A 22,636-nucleotide genomic window follows, 5' to 3' on the forward strand; every position below is an offset into this window, starting at 1 on the left:
TTTATCGTGCTAGCTTTAGCAGGTCGATAAATTTACGTATCTTTGGAATATGTATGATGTCACGATGTACCAATATCCAAGTGTTTACGTGCCATGAATCCCCTATGGGTAATATATGTAGCATAGGGTTGTTTTGTGCTGCTTCTTTTGTACTAACAGAGATCCCACACCCAGCATGCAGTGCATAGTCGAGTACTTGATGAGTATTGCTGGTGGTGACAATATGACTTGTTTCCACCTGCGTGTGGATCCACTCATTCCAAGGCAAATGTGCAACGCGTTCGGAATTGGCGATAAATTTATGTTGTGACCAATTGTCTTTAGTTGGCAGACCATGTTGCTCGACATATTTTTGATGCACACACATAACCACCTCGATGCACTGGAATGGGATCACGATGTTATCAAGTGTCTGTGGTTTCTCACCCATGCGAATGGCTAAATCTGCTTCGCCATACTCTAACGCATATTTTCGTATATCACCTAAGATCTCGAATCTTACGTTTGGGTATTGTGTTTGGAATAGGTTTATTACTGGGAATAACAACTCGGATAGCTCATTGACACAAGTGATTTTAAGTACACCGCTCATCATGGCGTCGGGGTTTGTTGTCTTATCGACAAACTGATTAAATTGTACGTCTGTGATCTCCCCCAATCGCATCACTTCCAGCCCTGCTTCTGTTGGAATATATCCTTTGTCATTGCGTTGAAAGAGCTTGATACCTAAGTGCGCTTCTAAGCTATCTATTTGCCGCATGACTGTTGAGCGGTGTATACCCAGATCGGTTGCTGCGGCACTAAGCGTCCCTAGCTTCGCTAATCGGTAGGCGGTTTTAAACTCTGTCCATTTATCCATGACAAGCCTCTGTTGCATAATTGCACGTTAGGGTATTTTAAATGCGCATTAAAAACAAATTTGCAACGGTATATGCTATGTCTTATTCAGTGAATTGAGGTAAGAGAGATGAAAACGCAAGTACTGATCATTGGTGGTGGTTTTGGTGGCGTAGCGACTGCACAGAAATTACAGAAAAGTGGCGTACAGACCACACTTGTAGACAAAAAAGATTATTTTGAGGTGACTTATGCCGTGCTCAGAGAATCCACAACACAGGGCCAATTTCAGGGGCAATCACGTCGATATTATCGAGATATTTTAGCTGGTCAGTTTGTTAAAAGTGCTGTGAAAACCCTTCAAGAGCATACTGTACTGTTGGAAAACGGTGAGCGTATTGAATTTGAACAGGTTGTGATTGCAAGTGGGTCTAGATATCCGACTTTGCCATTGGCTAAGAGCATGGATGCACATAGCTTAAATGACAGAGAATTTGAGCTTAGACTGCATTATGCGCAGCTCAAAAAAGCCTCAGAGATATTAATCATTGGCGGCGGTGTCGTTGGCGTAGAGCTGGCCGGTGAAATTGCTTATACCTTCAAAGATAAAGTAGTTACCTTAGCTCACAAAGACAAAGCACTACTTTCTGGCTTTAATCAAAAAGCGCAGCGCAAAGCACATCAACAGTTGGAAGAGCTAGGCGTTCAAGTCAAGTTAAATAGTGATTATCAGCCATGTACCAAAACTCAGGGTTACCAAGACAAGCGTTCAACGGATATGTTAAAGCCTGATATGGTGTTATGTGCCACAGGTACCAAACCGAACAACGCATTTTTGCAACAAAACTACTCTCATATACTGAATAATAAGGGTTTGATTGTGGTGAATGACACACTTCAAGTTGTGGGCCAAAATAACTTTTATGCACTGGGTGATATTGCCGATGTAGGCGAGGCCAAACTGGGATATTTGGCTGTAGAGCAGGGGAAATATTTGGCTAAAAGGATAGTGCGAAAGCGTCAAGGTAAGTCAGTGAAAGCATATAAACGTAATTCGTTTATGGCGTTAGTTCCCACGGGGCAAAAAACGGGCATAGTGCAAACGCCGTTATTTACTTCAACCTGCAAACACCTCGTTAATATCAAACAAAAAGACTTATTTATTACTAAAACCTATAAAACGTTCACACTGTAATTTGTGGGATTGCGGGCTCGTTATAAATATTCATCTATCAATTTAAGGTTGGGGCTTAAACTGATAAGTGTATCGCCCTGATGGTTGAGTTAGTAAAATTTACACCTGAGTGCTTAGCAGCTTCGGGCTGCCAGAAAATCCAAACTTTTCGTATAGGCTATGCGCATCATCAGTGACGAGGAATTTAAATTTAGTGCACCAACGCGGATCATTGACGATCGTCTCTGTAAGCCAAACTCCGAGCCCTTGAGATCTATGATCCGGGTGAATGATCAGATCGGCGATGTAGGCAACTGTTGCAAAATCAGTGACTACTCTTGCAAAGCCTACTTGGTGCTCGTGATAAAAGAGCGAAAAGCATTCACTGTTTTTTATTGAGGTTTTGATGGTTGCTAAGTCGCGTTTGCTGGCCCAATAGGAGTTTCTCAGTAATGACTTAACCTGATCGAGTTGAATGTCTTCTCTTGAATCACTAATGAGATAATTGTCTTTTTTATATTGCATGATCTCTGATACACATTTGTTTTTATTTTAATCAGTAGAGTGCACGATTTTTTGATGTAAACCAAGTACAGGATAGGTAATAAGACTTTTGAAAAAGCGTTCAGAGCGGCAAATTATCATGTCACTCACTAACATTGATATATTGGGTTATGTTAGTGAGCTGTCTGTATAAGGAGTTATCCGCCACATGGGCTACATACGGCCCATGAGTTACAAGTGCCATCTAAATGCGCAACTAATTCACTTAGTCTGACTTGCTCTTGGCCGACAAACTCATGGGTGACTTTATTTTGTGTTGTAAATAAGACATAACCCGGTGCATCACCAAGCTCAATGTCTTCTGGATCTGACTCTATAAAATCTGCACCGTGTAATTTCTCAGATATTTCATTTTGCTGGTGCTCGCTCAGTGGCCAAGTCTTAAATTCCAGATAAAACTCAATCGTGTGTGTGGAGCCAAAATCAAAGCCTCTTTCGTCTAGTACTTTGAGTACTGCTCCATCGGCATCTGCTGGCCACGTGTGTGTATCTGTCATAAATATGTACTTTCCTACTTATCGCTCTATTTATATAGGTCGTATGACAAATCGATAAATTTAGTGTTTTTGGCGATTTATCGTAAATATTAAGGCCGAAATAATGAGTAAGACTTTAAAATAATTAAGATTTATATACATCTTTGGTTTTCAGCATGTCATATACGCGTTTCTCTCTGACTTCATCAAAGCCGACCTCACGCACATAACCTTTGGGGTTTGAAAATGTGCCAAATAGCAAATCCCACAGGGCAAGTCCGTAATTTTGTTTGTGATGCATGTTTTTGTGATGGACCCTGTGCATTTCGGGTCGTTGAATAATAAAGCCTACCCAGTAAGGCGTTTTTAAATCTGCATGGATATAAATATTATAAACAGCGGCGATGATTAAGCTGACGCTGGTGCCGTATGCACTCAATCCTAAGATAAGGTAACAACACATGGCGTTGAGTAAGGTCGCGGCAACACTGTCAAAGGGATGTAAGTAAAAGGCAGAGAGTGATTCTATACGGCGAGGGCTATGATGTAGTTGATGAAAAGTACGCCATAAAAAATCGAATTTATGCATCGCCCTATGCCACCAATATGCAACGAAGCTGGTTAATATAAACCCGATCATACCTTGGATGAGTATACTGTTTGACTCTAAGTTCAATATGGAAATGTGGTTAAAGAGGTCGGTGAATATCAGCCCTGCACCGATTGCACACATGGATTGAAAGAAACTAAGACCAGATGCCAGGATCAGCCAGCGACGATCGCAGTTATTTTTAGATGCGGGTGCAATGACTTCTAGGGTAAAAACACCTATAAATGTCACAGTGATGATGAGTAGTGTTATAAGCTCCATTGTCACTTCGCCTTTTATTTTAATATTTTTTTAAGTGAAAACTGTTAGACTGCGAATAGCAGGATTCCCTCACATTGATAACTAAATTCTAAGCGATATTGAGGCTTATTATGCTAATCAAATATCGACATTATTATCGCACCGTAGTTTTGATTGCAGATTTTCTTCTCTTATCTATTCAATGGCAGTTTAATTGAGCGCTTTAAATCTGCGTTGAGTCTAGTATTTGGCTCATGATGGTATGCAATACCGCCCAACATGCTGTTGGATTACTTTGTGCGATAAAGTGGCCTCCATTAATATGGATGATATTGAAATCCATACAAAGGTGTTTAAAACAGCCAAGTACTTTTGGGCTTACCAAGTAATCTCTATTAGCCTTGATATAAGTGACTGGCAGCATAATAGGTTGCGTCGGTTTCTGAGCGTGTTGAATGCGTTTTAAGCGCCGCTTACGTGTTTTGATAGAGGTATGTTGCAATGACTGATAAAACAAGTCCACCAGCTCTTTACTCTTATGACCACCGAACAGGACATAGCTTAACATTGCATCGGGAATAAGGCGCTTTTGTATCAATGAGATTGGCAGTAAGTGAGCAAATTTACTCAGCACTGATGGCCGCTCTAAAAAGCTTGCCGCAAAAATAATATGCTTGATATTCAGGCCTTTTAACTGACATAGTTCATAGGCAATGAGCCCTGAATATGATTCCGCGAAGATGATAACTTCTTGGGAGTTTAATCGCTGTGCCAGTTCTTTTGCTTGTTGCTTAGGGCAATCAGCGCTAAAGGTTGATAGCGGCACAATTTCAAAAGGAAGGCTTTTCTGGATATGTTCTAATAAAGGCGTGAAAAGTACCCCTGTACCATCCATACCTGGCAGTAGTATGAGTCTAATGTAGTCTCTCCTTCGATTAAATAGGCTTTGCTATGTGTTCAACAAAAATTATCAATAAAGCAAATGTTAATCAAGATTACGAGTGAAAAGCAGGTATTTAAATGGTTTGAAAGGGTGAGATTGTTGATATTGTTATCGTTATTCAGTAGTAAAGGGGCTTTACACCCCTATTATACTCAAGTCATGCAATTTGATGAGTGTGACTAAGTGATTTGAAACGTGAGATTAATAAGCTCCGTCACTGTATATCAACTCATAACTGTGGCTATAAATTTCTAGGATATTGCCAAATGGGTCTTCCATATAAATCATGCGATATGGCTTTTCACCGGGATAGTAGTACCTAGGTGCTGCCATGCGCTTTTTGCCACCCGCTGCGACAATGCGCTCGGCAAGCTCTTCTACATTAGGGTCTTGTACACAAAAATGAAAGATACCGGTTTTCCAATACTCAAAGTTGTCATCTGGGTTAGTTTGGTTTTTGAATTGAAATAACTCTACGCCAATTCTGTCACCCGTTGATAAATGCGCAATTTTAAAGCTGTCCCAATTTGCACCAAATACATCGGTGCACATTTGGCCAATGGCACTGTTGTCTTCAGTGATCTCTGTGGGTTTCATGATTAAATACCAACCCAGTACTTGGGTATAAAACTCAACGGCCTTTTCAAGATCTGGTACTGAGATACCAATATGGGAAAAATTTCTTGGATAAACCTTGTTCATAAAATGTGCTCCTCACTGTGATGTGAGCAGGTTACAAATCAAAGTTCATTAAGTAAAATTATCAATAATTATTAATTTGAGTACAAAATGTAATGATTAATCTAATCTGGCTACGTACTTTTTGCACCTTGGTTGAAATTGGTCACTTCACGCGCACCGCACAGCAACTTCACATGACACAATCAGGCGTGAGCCAACATATTAACAAGCTAGAGCAACAGTTGGATAAAACTCTGCTGTTGCGCGAAGGAAAGCAATTTTCACTTTCAGAAGCCGGTGAAAAGTTATATGTGCATGGGCAAGATATACTTCATGGGGTATCTTCGTTGGAAAAGCTCATCGGGGAAGATCCAGCTTACAAAGGCAAAGTGCGAGTGATGTCACCTGGTAGTGTGGGATTAAAGTTGTATCCGAGTTTACTCAATTTACAGCAGCGCTATCGCGACCTCACGATTGATTATCGGTTTGCTCCTAATCGTGAAATCGAAGAGGCCATTGCTAGTAAACATGCCGATATTGGCTTGATGAGTAAAAAGTCCAGTGATGCCAACGTGCACTGTGAAGCCATTGCTCAGGAGCAATTATTACTTGTGACGCCAAGAAACTTGGGCTCACCTGATTGGCAGTCGCTCAGTACGTTGGGCTATATCAACCACCCCGATGGCAGTCATCATGCAGAGTTATTACTTGGCGCAAATTTTCCTGAGTTCCAGCACAGTGACTTACTAAAAAATCAAGGCTTTTCAAATCAAATAGGGTTAATTCTAGAACCTGTCGCACGAGGTTTTGGGTTTACGGTATTGCCTGCCCATGCTGTCGCTGCCTTTGCGCAGCCTGAGCTTATTGCGGCTCACCCTTTAATACATCCTGTTTATGAGACTGTCTATCTAGGTACACATCGAAATACAGCGCAGCCACAACGTGTCAGTGTTCTGATTAATGAGATTAAAGGGTGTTTGGGGAGCAGCGCAAATGGGTGATGCATAGAAGTACCCCCAACTTCCTTTACGTTTAATTTATACTGCGCAGCATTTTTTGGAAGAAGCTGTCTAGCTCAACGACTCTATTTTGTTCTAGTGGCGGTGCTTTTTTACTGCCTTTAAATTGACTCAGTTGCGCTTCAATAAATGCGTTCAGTTCGGGGATCTTTGGGCCCAGTGTTTTCTCTGTTGTGCGCTTTTTCTCAGTGACGAGTGAGCAAATCTTATCGAGTAATATGGAGTCATCAATCACCTCACTTGCCAAGGTTTCAAACTCGATAGGGGGTGGACAATGAAAGCGCTCTATCCATTTTACCGCGCATAGTGCACGCAACACGTAGAGGTACTTCTTATGCGATACCAAATCGGCCTTTAAATGCGCACGATAATTGTTTTTTGCCATGTTAAAATAGTGGTAAATACCACGGTCAACTCTATAGTGCGTTTTAAATAGAGACATGGCTTGATGCTTAAAGTGATCGCAATTGACATACACAATAGAGGACTGCAGCCACTCTCCGATAGCAGGGTTTGATGCGTGCAGCAGTTTAAGTGCTTTACGAAGCTCCCAGCCATTGATGTCGATGTCATCAATTATGGGGTATTCAATAACATCTCGTTTATCTTCTAGCATCACCGACAAGTACCAGTCTTGCTTGTGAACATAGATAAAGCGTACATCAAAGTCGCTATTTGGAGACTCAAACCCCCATGCACGACTGCCCGATTCAATGGCGTAAAGGACCTTTACATTGTACTCGCGCTCTGCGTTTTTGATGCGCTCCATGATTTCATCATGGATTTCTGGTGCGATTTTATTTCTTTTTTCAGTCATAACTAATCCAAATACACTTTCCAAAGCGTGTCGCTGAGCTGTTGCGTCTTGATACAAACTCCGCTGAGTTGTTCTATTACATCAATGTTGGTGGCAGTATGGCTACTGAGCTCATTGGTGGTAAAACTACCTCTGCCTGCCAATGCCATGGGTAACAAAAGCTGATCAGCCAAATGTTCTTCTACCGCAGCCCCCGACTTTAGGTAGTGTTTGAGTGACTTGACTGTGCGTCTAGCGACTTGCTCTGCGCGCAGGCCAAGCTCACCCATTTGCTCGAACATGGCTATTTGCTTTTTATTTCCGACACTCAGATGAAAGCTATTGCCTTGCCCATACGCTTTTGCCTCGAGTACCTCTGTTTTTGGCGCATGCCACCCTAATAGTTGTTTTGCTTCTTCTATCTCTCGTTTCGCCACCGAATGCTTAACCCCAGCAACGATGGATAAAGCGCCGCAGTGACTTTGTTGCTGTTCAAGTTCTGCGCCCGGCTTTTCGAACATACACGCAGATAAGCCTTCGATTGGAGTGATGTCAATTTGCCAGCTCCCTCCTCCTGCAGGGAAAAAGCCTAACTTGTGAGTGTTAATTTTGCAGTCTAGCCCCATAGATTTGAGCGCAGGTAAAAATGACTGCTCAAAAAAGGTTAATGATGGCGACATACCGTTGTGTGTTCCACCGTGTAGGATGACTGTAGATGCTTTCCCTGCGAGCGCAAGAGGCAATAAAACAGTTTGGCAAACCAGTACTGTGCTACCGGCGGTGCCTATTTTAAATTCATATTCCCCGGGCTTGGTAGTAGCAGGCGTAAATTTAATGTGCTGTGAGCCTAACTCTGCGCCTTCAACAATCGCATCACAGATTTGCTGTGCCGCGAGCACACACGTTAAGTGCTGTCGCATCAGTCCCGGTTTTTTCCTACCTGCACGAATATTTTGAATTTCTATGGGCTGATTTAACAGCATAGATAAGCTTAATGCGGTTCTTAAAATTTGTCCGCCGCCCTCGCCTTTAGAGCCATCAATTATTATTGTTTTTTTGTTCATTCTTACCCTTTTACACAAACAACTTGTTTTAATGTGTGTACAACTTCGACTAAGTCTTGTTGCGCCGCCATCACCTTATCTATGTCTTTATAAGCATGTGGGATCTCATCAATCACGGCTTCATCTTTGCGGCATTCAACGCCTTTGGTCGCTGCGACTTGATCTGCAATGTTAAACACTTTTTTTGCTTTGGTACGAGACATAACACGTCCTGCACCATGGCTACAGCTATTGAAGCTATCTGGGTTTCCTAAACCGCGGACAATATAAGAGCGTGCGCCCATGTTACCCGGAATAATCCCCATTTCTCCTCGCTCTGCACGTAAAGCCCCTTTACGAGTGACATAACACTGCTTACCAAAGTGTTCTTCTCGAGAGATATAGTTATGGTGGCAATTAACCGCAACATCCATGGTATCAAATTGAATAGGGATCTCAGAGCGCAGTGCTTTCAATGCATTAAACATCATAATGTCACGATTTTTTGCAGCGAAATCTTGCGCCCATTCTACCGCCTCAACGTAATCATCAAAATAAGTACTTCCCTCTTTTAAATAAGCGAGATCCATATCTGGTAAGTGCTGTTGGTGGCGCTGCATTTCTTTTTTAGCGAGCTCTATAAAATAAGTACCGATACGATTACCGACCCCTCTACTGCCTGAGTGCAGCATTATCCAAACATGCTCAGTTTCATCAATACATAGCTCCAAAAAGTGATTACCTGTGCCCATGGTACCTAGGTGGTTTATGTGATTACTTTTTGCAATCGCTGGATGCTTGGCACAGATTTGATTAAACCTAGCTTCTAAATTAAGCCATTGCTGTTCGACCAACTTGGGAATATTCCCCCAAGCACCTACGTCGCGCTTTCTGCGATTAGCTGTGCGTCCATGCGGCACCGCTGCTTCAAAAGCACTGCGAATAGATTTTAGGTTGTCGGGTAAATCGGCTGCTTTTAGCGTGGTGCGGGTTGCGACCATACCACAGCCAATATCGACGCCCACAGCAGCAGGAATAACAGCGTCAACAGAGGGGATCACACTTCCTATGGTTGCCCCCTTGCCTAGGTGGACATCTGGCATCACAGCAATGTGACTATGCACGATGTCCATCGCCGCAATATTTTCTAGTTGTTGTTTTGCCGCATTTTCAAATGGCACCCCTTTTGTCCATGCCTTAATGGGGTGTTTATTGCCTGTTTGTAATACTTCGTAGTGAGACTTACACATGCGCTTCTCTCCTCTTTTGCTGATCCCCAAGGTTTACCACGTTATTCATTAACCCATCTAACCCGCCGTAGACGGTCAAGCTCTCTATTTTGTCAGCAATCTTTTCTAGTGCCTCTAGCTCTTTTAGTCGCATTAAAGTGGGATTGTTTTCCATCACTTTTGCGGTGTTATGCAAGCTACGTGTTGCAGCGGTTTCTTCTCTGCGCTTTATCACGTTTGCCTCAGCCGCTTTTTGCGCTTCAACAACCTGATTTAAAATCGTTTTCATCTCTCCAGGTAATATAATGTCTTTCATTCCCACGTGATTTAATTCAACACCTACTGCATTTAAACGTTCATCAACGAGTTCTTTAACGGTTTCATTGATATAGAGTTTATCAAGCAGCAAGTCATCTAAGTCTTGAGTGCCTACGGCCTCTCTGAGTGCTAATTGTAAAGCGTTATAAGCAAATGATTCGATGTCTTCAACGCTTTGCGCGGCGAGTTTGGTATCAATAATTTGGATACTCGCACTTAAATTAATACGCAGACTCACTCTGTCTTTACTTAAGATCTCTTGACCAGATACCTCTAGCATTTGTGTTCTACAATCAAATATTTTCAATTCAATATTGTGGTTAAATTGCCATAATCCATACTGTCCCGGTGGCAACTCACGTACCAGCGTGTTATTGACATATAAAAGTCCGATATGATCACTTTCAACCGATATATCTATAATTGGCGCACTCGCTTGTGTTGTTGGTGCTTTAAACAGTTGACTGGCGTTGTTGAGGCCAGATTGATTAATACTTGTCAAAAGGCTGTCGTCTACATATAGATTGTGACTGATATCGAGCCTTTCCATATGGATATCACCAGCCTCTTTCCAAAGGTATAGGTGCTCTCCTGGTGGCACAATGCCTTTTAAGACTTGATTGACATACAATAGTCCCACTTCTTCAGGCCCCAGTACTTGATGAGAAATACTTGTGACTTCTTTATGTTTATCATAGATATGTGCGCCAGCTTGTGCCGAAATTGTGCGACAGTCAAAGGTTTGTAATTCAAAGTCACGATTGAATTGCCAAAGACCATAGCGACCTGCTGGCAGCTCACGAACAAGTTCGTTATCGGCAAATAAAAAGCCAATGTGTTCACGTTCGATGGTGATTTCATAAATCGGCTTACATGCCATGGTTTTCGGGCTTTTGATCAGTTTTGAGGCGAGATTAAGCCCCGCTTTTTCGATGAGCTTTAGAGTGCTTTCTTCCACGTAAAACTGCTCACTGATGTCTATTCGCTCTAAGCGGATCTCACCTGCATCTTTCCAAAGGTATAAGCTCTCACCCGGCGCAACAACCCCTTTTAAGGTGTCATTAAAATACAACAATCCGACTTCTTGCTCGGTCAGTTTAAAATGACTGATATGTGTATGAAGATCTGGGTGCATGTGGTACATGCGAACCGCATCAGGCGCAGCAAAATATAATGAGTCTATGCTGTAAGTGACAAACTCAAGTTGATTATTAAAGTCCCAAAAGTTGTGCTTACCAGGGCCGAGTACGCGCTCAAATTGCTTATTTTTATATACGAATACGCGCTGTGTAGGTGACACGATATGTTGTTTTCTAAATTTCATTTTTTTCCTTATACAGCATCGTAACGGCCAACTAGCTATCTACAATTTGGCTAAGTAAGTGCGTGGCTGGGGAGCATCCGGCTTGCCAACCTCGGGGTTTACTTAGCAAAAACTGCCTTAGTGTTAGCGGCGGTTACTTGCAAAGTGATGAGCTATTTAGCTCAAATATTTTTTACATCATCATGAGATGAATTTAATTTTTGGTGATTAGAGCGGGATTTGAACCCGCAACCCACGAACCTAAGTCGCTGCTCTACCGTTGAGCTATCTATCAAATAAGGGGAGTTGAACCCCGCACTTGCGTGCTATCCAAATCAGTCTCTTGACTGAGGTAGCCAATATCGGAATACGTGCTTACAGAGTAAGTCGCACCGTTGTGTTATCTCGAAACACGACATCATGCTACGAGGTTACTATTCCAAGGTACGTGCCAAGCTTAAAATAAATGTAAGATTTGTTTTTAACTTGTTGTTTTATAACGATTAAAAATTTATTTTGGTTGTTTCTTTTTTAATTTTTACTTGTTCTTTTTTCTCTAAAATGTTTCCATAATTATAATTTTGTATCTATTTGGATATAGGTTTTGAAGGAAGTTGTAGTAGTAAGTTTGTTAGGCACTCAGTTAGATTTTGTGGGTAAGCGAGTTGATCGTTGGCACCGTTGGCGGCCAAATGTATCCTTGGTGAGCCAAGAAAACCTCATTATTAATAAGCTGTATTTATTGCATGGTTCGCGCAGTCTGCGGCTTGCTCATAATGTCGCGGTGGACATGGAGACGGTATCGCCTGAAACATCCGTACAATTGGTTGAGGTTAACTTTGATGATCCATGGGATTTTGGTGAGGTGTATGCCAAATTGTATGACTTTTGCCAAACGATTGAGTTTGATTTAGACCATCAGGAGTACTTGTTTCATATTACAACCGGGACGCATGTGGCGCAGATCTGTAGCTATCTACTCACCGAGAGTCGCCAATTTCCAGGTAGATTAGTACAAACATCTCCTGATCCAAGCAATGACAATAAATCTGTCGGTCAATTGCATACTATAGACTTAGATCTGTCTAAGTATGATCAGTTAGCGCAGCGGTTTGATATCGAGCGCCAACAGGGTGAGAGTTTTCTTAAAGGCGGCATAGAAACAAAAAACTTAGCATTTAACCGTTTAATTTCTCAAGTAGAAAAAGTGGCTATACGCTCAAGTGCGCCAATTTTACTCATGGGCCCAACTGGTGCTGGAAAAAGCCAATTGGCTGACCGGATTTATCAATTGAAGAAGCAGCGTAATACCCTTCAAGGTGACCTCGTTGTGGTTAACTGTGCGACTTTAAAGGGTGAAAATGCCATGGCGGCGTTATTCGGTCATACTAAGGGGGCGTTTACGGGCGCGTTGCAAGCACGTGAAGGGTTTTTAAAAGCGGCGAATAAAGGGTTGTTGTTTCTTGATGAGGTTGGAGAGCTGGGGTTAGAGGAACAAGCAATGTTGCTTCATGCAATTGAAAATAAAAAGTTCTACCCTGTTGGTAGCGATCAAGAGAGCCACAGCCATTTTCAATTAATTGCTGGCACCAATCGAGATTTAAGCGCGTGTGTTGCTGATGGTTCTTTTAGAGAGGATTTATTGGCCCGTATCAATTTATGGACTTATCACTTGCCTGCTCTGAAGGATCGGCGTGAAGATATCGATGCCAATATAGACTTTGAGTTGGATAAATATAGCCAAGAGTATGGCCGTCGCGTTCGCTTCAATAAGGAAGCGCGTTTAGCATATCTTAAATTTGCCCACAGTGAGCTGGCAACTTGGCAAGGTAACTTTAGAGATCTGGGATCGTCAATGATCCGCCTTGCTACACTTGCTGACACTTCTAGGATCAGCACGACTGATGTGACTGAGGAAATTGCGAGACTAAAAAGTGATTGGCAAATACATCAGCCTAACAAGCACAGTTCTTGCTTAATTTCTATTCTGAGCGACGAGCAAATCGCACATTTAGATGCATTTGATCGCCAACAATTAGAGTATGTCGTCACCGTTTGTTTGCAAAGCCCTAGTATGGCAGCTGCGGGGCGCGTGTTATTTGATGTCAGTAGAACGCAAAAAGCCACCATTAACGATTCCAGTCGATTGCAAAAGTACTTAGCAAAGTTTGGTATTAAGTGGCGAGATATTGCAGCCAGCAAATAATGCGTTGTCCGTGTAGGTAATTGTCTGTAATAGCCCTTTACAGAGTTTTTACTACACTAAACAAGGAATTAGTGACGCAAACTAGAAGGAAAACGACAATGCGAGTTGTGAGTATATTGTGTGGGCTGTTGGTATTGGCCAGTTGCAGTAGTCCAAAGCCAATAAAAAAAGCCGAAGTGATCACGGCTTATTCAATGCTGGCCCCCAGTAAATCAGGTGAAACACTGATTTATGTGCGTGCCATCATTCCGGGTGTGCAGAGTAAAGATCAAGTGTGCCCTTTACTTGAAAGCGAAAGTGGAGAGCGCAGTCAAATGAAAATCCGTGCTTTCCACCCCGGTAAAAATTTTCCAATTACAGTGTGTGAATCTGCCGTGCAGGCCGGTATTGCATATCAGGTCGGTGGCACCGAACTGCAGTTTGATGCAATGACACTCAACCCTAAGCGTATTCAAGTCTATGGTGACTCTGGCTGTAAATCACATGTATGTGATGGCAATGGGCCCGCGGAGCCGTTCAAAACGTTGATCTCTCAAGGGTCTAAGCGCGATGTTGACCTGATCCTACATATGGGGGATTACAATTATAGAGGTACCAGCGGCAGTATCAGTAAAGGTGTTTATGCTTACGATGCAGGAGATGGAGGCTATGGTGGAAAAACCTGTGGGTTAGAGGAAACCTACTATAGTCAAAACGCACAAGGTAGCCCAAAACCAGACACGTGGCGCGCTTGGCGAGCTGATTTTTTCAGCGCTGCGGACGCTATTCTGACTAAGGCACCTTGGGTCTTTGCAAGGGGAAATCATGAGTTATGTAGCCGTGCAGGGCTTGGTTGGTTTTACTTTTTTGGTCCTGGGTCCGGTTTGGAGCAAGGCATAGCCCAACGTGCGTGCCCAGCACAAGGCAACTTTTCTCAGCCTCTTAATTCAGCAGCTTCTGCCATTGCGATGATAGATCCATACATGCTGAAGCTTGAAAAAATGAATATTTGGGTACAGGATTCGGCCAATGCATGTGATGATCGGTTTTCTAATGCACTTACTGCACAATTTCAGAGTCAGTATGAGTCTTTACAGAAGTTTGCAAGTAAATATCCAGATAAGCCGATTTGGACGGTAACACACAGGCCGCTGTGGGGGGTGAACAATGTAGCAACTGACAATACGTTAAATATTATGTTGCAGCGGGCGCTAGCTGACACACCACTTGGACATCTTCCGCAACAAGTCGCTTTGGCATTATCGGGTCATATGCATATTTATCAGTCATTGAGTTTTGATAAGCAATACAAACGTCCACCACAAATAGTGATTGGAAATAGTGGGGTTAGCTTGAGCGAGGAGCTACCCTATACGAGCTTTGAGGCTGTTGTCGATGGGTTAGAAGCCAATGGCAACGAACAAGCCAAGTTTGGCTTTTTAGAACTGGAATTAGATCGTTATTCTGGATGGTATGGACGCTTTTTCGATGAGCAAGGTGAAGCATTTTTACGCTGTGACTCGCAGTTTTCGGCTCGAAATGAACAAGTTTGTCAATGAGTGAGAGGCGTATAATTAAGTGTGGCGTGATGGATGGAGTTAACGTCGCGCCGACTTAACCACGGATTAAGGCGTCATTGCTTGTGCGTTTATGATAGTTAGGGTCATTAGTCACTGAGCTCGAACAAGGTGTAAACATGGGTGACTTTTTCAAAACCCTCGACATGTGGCGTTACTATTTAAGTTAACTTTAACGTTGCACCTTGCAAAGGCTATCGAACGATAGACTAGGACAAAAACCAAGGTTATTGAGTATGGGGTTTTTGTTCATCAAACTGAACCTTTAGCCAGTTGTCATCTTGATCAAAATACAGTGTTTTGACAGGTCCCATCCCTCTAAAGTTGACCAAATTAATTTGCTCAGGCCAAACATCCCTTAACGTCCCATGTCGCATTTGCAAGCCCAGTAGTGGCGCATCTTTTTCATACTGTGCATCTTGATACACTCTAAAATATTTGCGATCGACTTCAAAGGTGGGCTCTGATAAAGCCAACGCTTGGCCGTTTAAACGCCTCAATGAGGTGTGAGTGTATACGTACTCAGAAAATTGCTGTTGTACTTTTTTGTCTTGATAAATATTTTTTGAATCACTAAATAGATGTACCACGGCATGCTCTAGGTCATGCATATGAAAACGGTATTCTATTTGGATGTGCCCACTCTCGGGCAATATTTTTGCTGTTGCTAAAGATACTTTTAACTTGTGTGCCTGCGCTGGTGTTATCCAAACTAAGCTGAGCCCGGCAAAAAGCCAAGTTCTCATAAATCCAACTCCTTATACGGAAAGTGATAGTGTATACTCACTTACATATAGTGTACTGTATTTTTTGTGTTTATGAGAGGATTATTGTGTTTTTTTCCAATATGTTGCAAGTGAAATGATGTTTTTTTGACCCTTTTTATGTGTTGTTATATCATAATTTTATTGGTTTTGTTTATTTAACTTTATATATATCAATACATTAATTCTATTTGTAATAAATTGTATGAATGAATGCTTGGTTCAGAAATTGTTCAGTTCAATCCGATAGGCTATAACGAGGGCCGAAAGCGATGAAAAAATGACAATTTTAATTGTATGCCAAGTGTGCATTTTTCGTATTTATTGTCTCTATTTTGAAAAAAAATTTAAAAACCTCAAGTTTACTGTTGATATTTGGCATTATTTATCATTAAAATCGCGCTCTTCCTTATTTTGGGTAAAACTGGCGTTAGTTTTGCTCATTGATTAATACCCGTTTATAGAAAAAAATGTGGTGAGCAGTATGGACTTTTACATACTAAAAAAACAAGAGAAGCTTGTAGCGATACCTGCTGACGAACAAAATTGTAAAGCGTACATAGAAGATGGCTATTGTTACGTTGATAAAGTAGCCGCATGTAATGAGCGTGCTGCAATTAAACGCTTAGAAGCAAAGCAAAATAAGCTGTATAGAGCACCAATGTTACTCCTTTTGGTGTTACCGCTATTAATTTTCGCTTGGTGGCGATTGAGCTATTAATAAATAGGCCCAAGCAATGTTATATTAGCGTTCCTAATTAGGAAAGGAACGCTGTATGAAGGTTGTACACACGTCGGACTGGCACCTCGGTCAACAATTTTACGAACATAATCGATTTGAAGAACATCAGGCTTTTTTAAACTGGCTCACCCAAGAGTTGGTAGAAGTCGATGCTGACCTGCTTGTTATCAGCGGCGATGTTTACCATACAGCTACCCCGCCAGCGGCCGCTGAGCAACAATTATATACATTCATTAAGCATGTAAAGTCTGTTTCACCGCATATACATATTGTGATTATTGCCGGCAATCATGACTCCGCCAATCGTATTGAAACCGCAAAGCCATTATTACAGCAATTTGATACGCATGTTGTTGGCAGGTATGACAAATATGCACCTGAAGATGTTGTAAAGTTGATAGAAACGCGAGCAGGTGCTGTGTATGTGGTGGCGATGCCTTTTTTACGCAGTGCTGATATGACTCAAGTTGACAGCGACGACTTTGGTTACGCACAAGCTGTGCAGCAGGCTTATCAGTCTGCGTATGAGCAGATAAGCGACACGTCACTTCCAGTGATCACTATGGGTCATTTACATGCCAAAGGCGGGGATATTTCTTCAGATTCTGAGCGTAATATAACCATTGGTGGGTTTGATTCTATTCACGCTGATGTATTTGGGGATACGCCAGATTATGTGGCACTCGGCCACTTGCATAAAGCACAAAAAGTAGCGAGCAATAATGCGATTCGATACAGTGGTACGCCTTTTCCTATGTCGTTTTCCGAGCGTAATTATAAACATCAGGTACTGCTGGTGGAGTTTTCTGGTAAGCAAGTAATAGAAATCACACCGAGATATGTGCCGAGACATAAGGAAGTGATTTTATTACCAGCGCAAGGAGGAGCGACATTAGAAGACCTTTGCCAGGCGATTCAAGAATTAGAGTTGTCTGCGGATAGTATCATGCCAAAACCTTATTTAAGGTTACGCTTGAACGCCAATGAAACCGATAGCCAATTTCGTCATAAAATTGAACAGGCATTGGCAGATAAACGCGTTCATTTTTGCGGAATAGAGCGTGTATCACAGGTGGCAGACAATGAAAGCGCTGTGTTGTTTGAGGACTTAAGTAAAGTCAATGACCTTGCCCCTCTCACTTTGCTGGAGTTGGCCTATAAAGAACAAATAGATAAGGAATCTGCGTTGCCACAAGAATTACAAGCTTGCTTAGAGACCGTATTGGTTGCATTGAATGAGCAGGGGGAATTATGAGGATCCTCACAATTGAGGTTAAAAACTTAGCCTCTTTGCCAGAAGCGCACATTGATTTTAACGCCGTCCCTTTAAAAAACACCGGATTGTTTGCTATTACGGGTGAAACCGGAGCGGGTAAAAGCACCTTATTGGATGCCATTTGCCTCGCGTTTTACGGCAAAACTGCGCGGCTGAAGTCTGATTCAAAGAATAAAGTCGCATTTAATGGCGATGAAATTAAGCTCAGCGACCCACGGCATCTATTGCGAAGAGGAACTGTTTCAGGTTATGCACAAGTTGGCTTTGTCGCCCAAGATGGTGAGCAATACACTGCCCGTTGGCAAGTAGCCCGCGCCCGCAATAAAATCGATGGCCGTATTAAAGAAGCGGAGCTTGTTTTATTAGATGCGTCTGGTGAACACGTGTTGGCGCAAAAGTCTAATGCGAAGCAAAAGTTACTGCAGTTAATTGGCTTAAACTTTGAACAATTTACCCGCGCAGTATTGCTGGCTCAACATGATTTTGCCGCATTTTTAAAAGCCAACGCTGACGAACGAGCACAATTGTTGGAATGTTTGACTGCGACTGAACAGTTTAGCCGAGTCGGTAAAATGATTTTTGAGTTTCATAAACAAAAGTCTGAAGCACTGACGTTATTTAAACAAAAACTCGGTGACATTGAACTGCTCAGTGACGATGATTTGGCTTTAAAGGAAGGTCAATTGACTGAGTTACAGCAGCAACAAAACCAGCTGCAGGTAAAAGCAAAAGAACTGGACCTGCATCTAGGGTGGTACACGGCGAAATCGAAATTAGAACGACAAATCACGGTTTTGACGGGCAATCTCTCAGATCAAGAAGCACTACTTACCGGCCGTAGCGAAGAATTTAAGCGGGCGTATTTAGCGCTGTTAACTCAGCAGATAGCAGATAATCGTATACAAGCGAAGCAACTAAAGGTGAATACTGCACGTGCACAAGAAGATTTAAAAGCACTGGCAGCCCAAGATTTGCAAAGTGATATTGCAGCACAAGAGCAAGTGGTACAGGCCAATATTGCACAGCTATCGAGTGCAGAAGCCTTGTTAGAAAAGCACCAGCCAGATATTGCAAAGGTCAGAGAGCTCGACCAAGTAGGTAATGAACACACTAAACTTGCAGCTCAATTCAAAGAGCAAGTTGCACAGCAACAGGCATTAGAAAAGCAATATGTGCAGAGCCAACAGACCCTGCAAACGCAATTGGCAGCGCTTGAAACTGAAAAAAATCAGCTTGATGCGCAGCTAAGACAATCACCCCAACTGATATCTTTGTGTGCATCGTGGCCGCAAACTTTTGAAGTGCTTCAACAGTATTTACGTGAGCACAGTGATAGGCAAGCGTTATTGACCGAGCAATCTGCACTTCAGGCGCAGCATCAAACGGCACTTCAAGCTGTTATGCAAGTTGAGCCAAAGTGTATGAATCTTGAGCAGCAGGTGAATGCGGTTCAAGCGGAGGTGAGTCAACTGCAACATAGTTTGGGCGAATTAGATTATGAAAAATTGCAGTTTCGGCGCTCACAGCTAAATAAAGCGCAACAAGCGCTTGACCAGCAACATCTATTAAATGATGAGTTAGTACAGTTACAGGCGCAAATTGATGGTCTCCGACATCAACAACATAGTGCAGAATCGCAGCGAAAAGACGCTGAACATCAGGATGAACTAACTCGTCAGCAATTGAACTTAACGCAGGAAAACTTGCATCAAGTAAAGTTACGTGCCAGTGATAATATTAGTGCCTTACGTGGACAATTAGAGCATGGTAAAGAGTGTATGGTATGTGGTGCTACGGAGCATCCTTACCGCGTAGATCACATCGACAGCCACTGGCAGCAATTGATCCGAGACTTTACTAGCCAATATCAGGCCGCAGAAAAAGCACGCCAGCAAACACAAGCTCGCTATCATGAGGTCGTGTCTCACCTTGAGCAAATTAACGGCCAGTTACAAGCTGCATTGCAACAAAAAGCACAGCTGATGAAAAAACAGCAAGTTAATCAAGCAGTACTGGATGAATTGCCTGAATCACTTCGACACGTGGATCAACACGCAGAGCAGCTGCGTTTAATTGATGAGCAGTTAGCTTTGTACAGTGAGCTGAGTAAAACTCAGCAGCAGAAGTTTCAAGTACTACAACAAAGTCAACAACAGCTCCACACTTTACAAAGTAGTTTGACACATCAGCAGCAGCAGCTTCAGGCTATTGAGCAATCACAAACGACATTAAATCAAAGGGATAATGAGCTTATTCAATCTTGCGAGCAATTGAGCAAAAGAGTTGCCGAAGTTTACGATGATGAACAGTGGCTCACACAGTTTACGAATGCGCCTGAATCTGCCGTTAATATATTGTCTGAGCAAGTGAATGTGCTCAATACTCAACAAGAACTTTACGCGCAAGTGGTTAAAAGTATTGAGCAGTGCATACCACAGCAACAGACTACGCAAGCCCTACTCGATAAAGTAAGGCAGCAATTAGACAGCTTAAATGCGCAGTTGAGTGAGCATCAACAGCTTTCTGAGCATGCAAAGACACAGCGTAGTGCATTATTGGCATTGGATACGACGCCAGAGCAGTGGCACCAGCAGCTGCAAGATGGGGTCTCTGCTATACGGCAACAAATCCAATCTCACAAAGATACACTTGCGCAGTTACATAAGCAGCATGACGAGAAAGTACTGCGCCAGGCCCATTTGAATCAGCAGGTAGCCGAATACCAGAGCACCCTAGAAGAAAACCAACTGCGATTTTTAGATTGGTTTACGCACGCACAACAGCAACATCCCGTACTGACAGAAGTGTTGGTTGAAGAACTGTTGGATTGGCAGCCTGCGATATGGCAGCCTTTGATAGAGCAAGCCAAGCTGCTAGAGCAGCAGCGTGATACGACCAAGTCACAGTTAGCGCATGTAAAAAGCAATCTCGCTGAGCATCTAGAGCATGCTAAACCCGAGCATTTACTTTCAGAGATTACGGCCGCATTGAAGGATGTCAATGCACAACAGGCCGAGCTGCAAACACATATCGTTACGGTGTCTGTGACACTGCAAACTCATCGAGATAACGCTGAAAAGCTTAAATCGCAACAAGGTGTATTGCAGCAAATGCAAGCTGACTATGAGCATTGGCATTTACTGAATCGATTGCTGGGGGATGCGACAGGGAAAACAATGCGTAATTTGGCTCAAACGCAAACATTGAAGATTTTACTGCATTATGCCAACCACCACCTATCTAGTTTGTCGCGCCGTTATCGCCTGACTGTCATTGGTCAGTCGCTGGAGATTGCGATTATTGACCGTGATATGGCTGATGAACAGCGAAGTGTGAACACCTTGTCCGGAGGTGAGTCGTTTTTGGTGTCGCTTGCGTTGGCATTAGGGCTTGCATCGCTATCTTCTAACCAAGTGCAAATCAACTCTCTGTTTATAGATGAAGGGTTTGGCACACTCGACCCAGAAACATTGAGTGTTGCGCTGGACGCGCTGGATGCATTGCAGTCACAAGGCAGAAAAGTGGGGGTGATCTCTCATGTGGCGCAAATGACCGAGCGGGTTGCAACACAAATTAGGATTAAAAAACAGTCCGGCGGTTACTCTACCGTGACAACAAAGGAAAGTTAACGAGGAAATTTATGCCAACATTCACCGGTGACGAAGCCCTGAGCTACGATAAACGAATAGGCAAACTTGTGCCAGGGTATGAGCTGCTGCATCATACGACTGCGGCACAGCTAAGTGTAATGCTTGAAAAAGAAGCGACGATACTTGTAGTAGGTGCTGGTACAGGTAAAGAAGTCATTGAACTTGCTAAGCTCAATGCTCATTGGCGTTTCATCGCACAAGATGTATCAGCTGATATGCTTGACATTGCAGATCAAAATTTTACTAACTTGGGGTTGAATGACAGAGTGACCATTCATCATGGTCCAATTGAAGAAAATACATATCAAGCAGATGCCGCTTTATGTATTTTGGTCATGCATTTTGTGAAAGATGATGGCGGTAAAGCGGCGCTCTTGAAGCAAGTTGGTACAAACTTATGTGCTAACGGGTACCTGTTTTTAGCCGATCTGATGCTACCCGATACAAGCTTTGAACGCGCGGCCCAATTGCAGTATTGCCAAGCTGAACTTGGGCTATCAAAAGCGGGCGCGGAGACGATGTGTCGTAATTTTCAGGAAGCATTCTACCCAGTAGCAGATATTCGATTACATAAATTGGCGCACCTTACTGGGTTTGGCTCCCCTACTCTCTATTTTAAGGCACTAGGATTTAGCGCCTATACCATGGAAAAACATGCCTGATCAGTTCAAGTAAGTTTTGATAAGCGCAACCAGCTTAGTGATTTTAATATTGCTGAGCTGGCGGTAGTCAAAGTAAGGGCATACGATGATTTTATTGATGCTATCTATGGCGAACTCCTCATCTAACCACACCATTGACTGGGTTAAATCGTGATCTTTTAAGAGCTGCTTGGCATAGGTGCGCCCAGCAATAATATGCCACTGATAGTTTTTTTGAGCCAAATCTGGAGGAGAAAACAGCAAAGCTTCCTGCGACCCAGCTTGGAGTAACGTGGAGTCTCGATATTGTTGCCATGTTTGGGTAGCATGTTCACCGTTAGTAAAATGATGATCTGGATGCCGCAGCTCAGCAATAAATTTGCTATACACGTTAAATAATTTTCGCCACCCATTACCACATTCTTGGTTGATATACTCAATCTCTCCTGGCTGTAATGGCATGACATAATTGATATTTTTATATTTGACAAGGTTCGGGCTATTTTCGACATACACAGCCAAAATGCCATGTGAGGCGCCAAATCCGTGAGTTAGTATTTTCATGAAC

Annotated in this window: 20 protein-coding genes and 1 tRNA gene; 8 read left to right on the forward strand and 13 right to left on the reverse strand. The window is 42.7% G+C overall.

Annotated elements, in window-relative coordinates; translation table 11 throughout:
- Window position 1 precedes the first annotated feature (1 nt).
- The gene (locus JF50_RS16545) at window positions 2–859 is read right to left on the reverse strand and encodes a LysR family transcriptional regulator (protein WP_039610514.1); all 858 of its coding nucleotides are present in this window, start codon (window positions 857–859) and stop codon (window positions 2–4) included.
- Between the two features lie 108 nt (window positions 860–967).
- On the opposite strand from JF50_RS16545, the gene JF50_RS16550 reads away from it, so the two are divergent.
- Window positions 968–2,032, forward strand: coding sequence for an NAD(P)/FAD-dependent oxidoreductase (locus JF50_RS16550; RefSeq protein WP_039610515.1), 1,065 nt, complete (start codon window positions 968–970; stop codon window positions 2,030–2,032).
- Between the two features lie 99 nt (window positions 2,033–2,131).
- On the opposite strand, the gene JF50_RS16555 is transcribed toward JF50_RS16550, so the two are convergent.
- The 5 genes from JF50_RS16555 to JF50_RS16575 all read right to left on the reverse strand — a co-directional run bounded on the left by JF50_RS16555 (window position 2,132) and on the right by JF50_RS16575 (window position 5,546).
- Complete coding sequence (locus tag JF50_RS16555; protein ID WP_039610516.1) at window positions 2,132–2,536, reverse strand: GNAT family N-acetyltransferase; 405 nt, start codon at window positions 2,534–2,536, stop codon at window positions 2,132–2,134.
- 176 nt (window positions 2,537–2,712) lie between these two features.
- Window positions 2,713–3,072, reverse strand: coding sequence for a ribonuclease E inhibitor RraB (locus JF50_RS16560; protein WP_039610517.1), 360 nt, complete (start codon window positions 3,070–3,072; stop codon window positions 2,713–2,715).
- A 124-nt stretch (window positions 3,073–3,196) separates the two neighbouring features.
- Window positions 3,197–3,922 carry a sterol desaturase family protein gene (locus JF50_RS16565; RefSeq protein WP_039610518.1) on the reverse strand — a complete coding sequence of 242 codons (726 nt, stop codon included), beginning with the start codon at window positions 3,920–3,922 and terminating at the stop codon, window positions 3,197–3,199.
- Window positions 3,923–4,124: 202 nt separating this feature from the next.
- A complete protein-coding gene (locus JF50_RS26235; RefSeq protein ID WP_052262375.1) occupies window positions 4,125–4,796 on the reverse strand; it encodes an alpha/beta hydrolase in 672 nt (223 codons plus the stop codon).
- 249 nt (window positions 4,797–5,045) lie between these two features.
- Window positions 5,046–5,546 (reverse strand): lactoylglutathione lyase family protein, encoded by a 501-nt coding sequence (locus JF50_RS16575; RefSeq protein WP_039610519.1) that lies wholly within the window; start codon window positions 5,544–5,546, stop codon window positions 5,046–5,048.
- A gap of 92 nt (window positions 5,547–5,638) precedes the next feature.
- Between JF50_RS16575 and JF50_RS16580 the strand changes: the two genes are divergently transcribed.
- Window positions 5,639–6,526: a LysR family transcriptional regulator gene (locus tag JF50_RS16580; RefSeq protein ID WP_039610520.1), complete on the forward strand. Its 888-nt coding sequence runs from the start codon at window positions 5,639–5,641 to the stop codon at window positions 6,524–6,526.
- Between the two features lie 31 nt (window positions 6,527–6,557).
- Here the strand turns inward: JF50_RS16580 and JF50_RS16585 are convergent, their stop codons facing one another.
- From JF50_RS16585 to JF50_RS16605, 5 genes are all read right to left on the reverse strand, one after another.
- Complete coding sequence (locus JF50_RS16585) at window positions 6,558–7,361, reverse strand: nucleotidyltransferase domain-containing protein (RefSeq protein WP_052262376.1); 804 nt, start codon at window positions 7,359–7,361, stop codon at window positions 6,558–6,560.
- Between the two features lie 2 nt (window positions 7,362–7,363).
- On the reverse strand, window positions 7,364–8,404 hold the full coding sequence (gene rtcA / locus JF50_RS16590) for an RNA 3'-terminal phosphate cyclase (RefSeq protein WP_039610521.1): 1,041 nt from the start codon (window positions 8,402–8,404) through the stop codon (window positions 7,364–7,366).
- 2 nt (window positions 8,405–8,406) lie between these two features.
- Window positions 8,407–9,633, reverse strand: a complete 1,227-nt coding sequence (locus tag JF50_RS16595; RefSeq protein ID WP_039610522.1) for an RtcB family protein — start codon at window positions 9,631–9,633, stop codon at window positions 8,407–8,409.
- Window positions 9,626–11,254 carry a slipin family protein gene (locus JF50_RS16600; protein ID WP_200890421.1) on the reverse strand — a complete coding sequence of 543 codons (1,629 nt, stop codon included), beginning with the start codon at window positions 11,252–11,254 and terminating at the stop codon, window positions 9,626–9,628. The genes JF50_RS16595 and JF50_RS16600 overlap by 8 nt, the downstream gene beginning before the upstream one ends.
- A 201-nt stretch (window positions 11,255–11,455) precedes the next feature.
- Window positions 11,456–11,527: transfer RNA gene (locus JF50_RS16605), tRNA-Leu, on the reverse strand.
- 310 nt (window positions 11,528–11,837) lie between these two features.
- On the opposite strand from JF50_RS16605, the gene rtcR reads away from it, so the two are divergent.
- Window positions 11,838–13,439: an RNA repair transcriptional activator RtcR gene (rtcR, locus tag JF50_RS16610; protein ID WP_039610523.1), complete on the forward strand. Its 1,602-nt coding sequence runs from the start codon at window positions 11,838–11,840 to the stop codon at window positions 13,437–13,439.
- Window positions 13,440–13,537: 98 nt separating this feature from the next.
- The gene (locus JF50_RS16615; protein WP_039610524.1) at window positions 13,538–14,977 is read left to right on the forward strand and encodes a metallophosphoesterase; all 1,440 of its coding nucleotides are present in this window, start codon (window positions 13,538–13,540) and stop codon (window positions 14,975–14,977) included.
- A gap of 245 nt (window positions 14,978–15,222) precedes the next feature.
- Here the strand turns inward: JF50_RS16615 and JF50_RS16620 are convergent, their stop codons facing one another.
- Complete coding sequence (locus JF50_RS16620; protein WP_039610525.1) at window positions 15,223–15,741, reverse strand: DUF6702 family protein; 519 nt, start codon at window positions 15,739–15,741, stop codon at window positions 15,223–15,225.
- Window positions 15,742–16,243: 502 nt separating this feature from the next.
- On the opposite strand from JF50_RS16620, the gene JF50_RS16625 reads away from it, so the two are divergent.
- From JF50_RS16625 to JF50_RS16640, 4 genes are read left to right on the forward strand one after another with little or no spacing between them, the layout of a single operon-like run.
- Complete coding sequence (locus tag JF50_RS16625; RefSeq protein ID WP_039610526.1) at window positions 16,244–16,480, forward strand: hypothetical protein; 237 nt, start codon at window positions 16,244–16,246, stop codon at window positions 16,478–16,480.
- Between the two features lie 55 nt (window positions 16,481–16,535).
- The gene (locus tag JF50_RS16630; protein WP_039610527.1) at window positions 16,536–17,756 is read left to right on the forward strand and encodes an exonuclease SbcCD subunit D; all 1,221 of its coding nucleotides are present in this window, start codon (window positions 16,536–16,538) and stop codon (window positions 17,754–17,756) included.
- Window positions 17,753–21,406, forward strand: coding sequence for an AAA family ATPase (locus JF50_RS16635; protein WP_039610528.1), 3,654 nt, complete (start codon window positions 17,753–17,755; stop codon window positions 21,404–21,406). Before JF50_RS16630 ends, JF50_RS16635 begins: the two co-directional genes overlap by 4 nt.
- An 11-nt stretch (window positions 21,407–21,417) precedes the next feature.
- Window positions 21,418–22,089, forward strand: a complete 672-nt coding sequence (locus JF50_RS16640; protein ID WP_039610529.1) for a class I SAM-dependent methyltransferase — start codon at window positions 21,418–21,420, stop codon at window positions 22,087–22,089.
- On the opposite strand, the gene JF50_RS16645 is transcribed toward JF50_RS16640, so the two are convergent.
- The gene (locus JF50_RS16645) at window positions 22,090–22,632 is read right to left on the reverse strand and encodes a DUF6942 family protein (protein WP_052262377.1); all 543 of its coding nucleotides are present in this window, start codon (window positions 22,630–22,632) and stop codon (window positions 22,090–22,092) included.
- Window positions 22,633–22,636: the final 4 nt, after the last annotated feature.

Source organism: Pseudoalteromonas luteoviolacea (assembly GCF_000814765.1).
Taxonomy (GTDB): domain Bacteria; phylum Pseudomonadota; class Gammaproteobacteria; order Enterobacterales; family Alteromonadaceae; genus Pseudoalteromonas; species Pseudoalteromonas luteoviolacea_H.

What these genes read in the sequence shown, in the direction of transcription:
- JF50_RS16545 (WP_039610514.1), bottom strand. Translation starts at nt 859, where the DNA reads ATGGATAAATGGACAGAGTTTAAAACCGCCTACCGATTAGCGAAGCTA.
- JF50_RS16550 (WP_039610515.1), top strand. Translation starts at nt 968, where the DNA reads ATGAAAACGCAAGTACTGATCATTGGTGGTGGTTTTGGTGGCGTAGCG.
- JF50_RS16555 (WP_039610516.1), bottom strand. Translation starts at nt 2,536, where the DNA reads ATGCAATATAAAAAAGACAATTATCTCATTAGTGATTCAAGAGAAGAC.
- JF50_RS16560 (WP_039610517.1), bottom strand. Translation starts at nt 3,072, where the DNA reads ATGACAGATACACACACGTGGCCAGCAGATGCCGATGGAGCAGTACTC.
- JF50_RS16565 (WP_039610518.1), bottom strand. Translation starts at nt 3,922, where the DNA reads ATGGAGCTTATAACACTACTCATCATCACTGTGACATTTATAGGTGTT.
- JF50_RS26235 (WP_052262375.1), bottom strand. Translation starts at nt 4,796, where the DNA reads ATGGATGGTACAGGGGTACTTTTCACGCCTTTATTAGAACATATCCAG.
- JF50_RS16575 (WP_039610519.1), bottom strand. Translation starts at nt 5,546, where the DNA reads ATGAACAAGGTTTATCCAAGAAATTTTTCCCATATTGGTATCTCAGTA.
- JF50_RS16580 (WP_039610520.1), top strand. Translation starts at nt 5,639, where the DNA reads ATGATTAATCTAATCTGGCTACGTACTTTTTGCACCTTGGTTGAAATT.
- JF50_RS16585 (WP_052262376.1), bottom strand. Translation starts at nt 7,361, where the DNA reads ATGACTGAAAAAAGAAATAAAATCGCACCAGAAATCCATGATGAAATC.
- rtcA (WP_039610521.1), bottom strand. Translation starts at nt 8,404, where the DNA reads ATGAACAAAAAAACAATAATAATTGATGGCTCTAAAGGCGAGGGCGGC.
- JF50_RS16595 (WP_039610522.1), bottom strand. Translation starts at nt 9,633, where the DNA reads ATGTGTAAGTCTCACTACGAAGTATTACAAACAGGCAATAAACACCCC.
- JF50_RS16600 (WP_200890421.1), bottom strand. Translation starts at nt 11,254, where the DNA reads ATGAAATTTAGAAAACAACATATCGTGTCACCTACACAGCGCGTATTC.
- JF50_RS16615 (WP_039610524.1), top strand. Translation starts at nt 13,538, where the DNA reads ATGCGAGTTGTGAGTATATTGTGTGGGCTGTTGGTATTGGCCAGTTGC.
- JF50_RS16620 (WP_039610525.1), bottom strand. Translation starts at nt 15,741, where the DNA reads ATGAGAACTTGGCTTTTTGCCGGGCTCAGCTTAGTTTGGATAACACCA.
- JF50_RS16625 (WP_039610526.1), top strand. Translation starts at nt 16,244, where the DNA reads ATGGACTTTTACATACTAAAAAAACAAGAGAAGCTTGTAGCGATACCT.
- JF50_RS16630 (WP_039610527.1), top strand. Translation starts at nt 16,536, where the DNA reads ATGAAGGTTGTACACACGTCGGACTGGCACCTCGGTCAACAATTTTAC.
- JF50_RS16635 (WP_039610528.1), top strand. Translation starts at nt 17,753, where the DNA reads ATGAGGATCCTCACAATTGAGGTTAAAAACTTAGCCTCTTTGCCAGAA.
- JF50_RS16640 (WP_039610529.1), top strand. Translation starts at nt 21,418, where the DNA reads ATGCCAACATTCACCGGTGACGAAGCCCTGAGCTACGATAAACGAATA.
- JF50_RS16645 (WP_052262377.1), bottom strand. Translation starts at nt 22,632, where the DNA reads ATGAAAATACTAACTCACGGATTTGGCGCCTCACATGGCATTTTGGCT.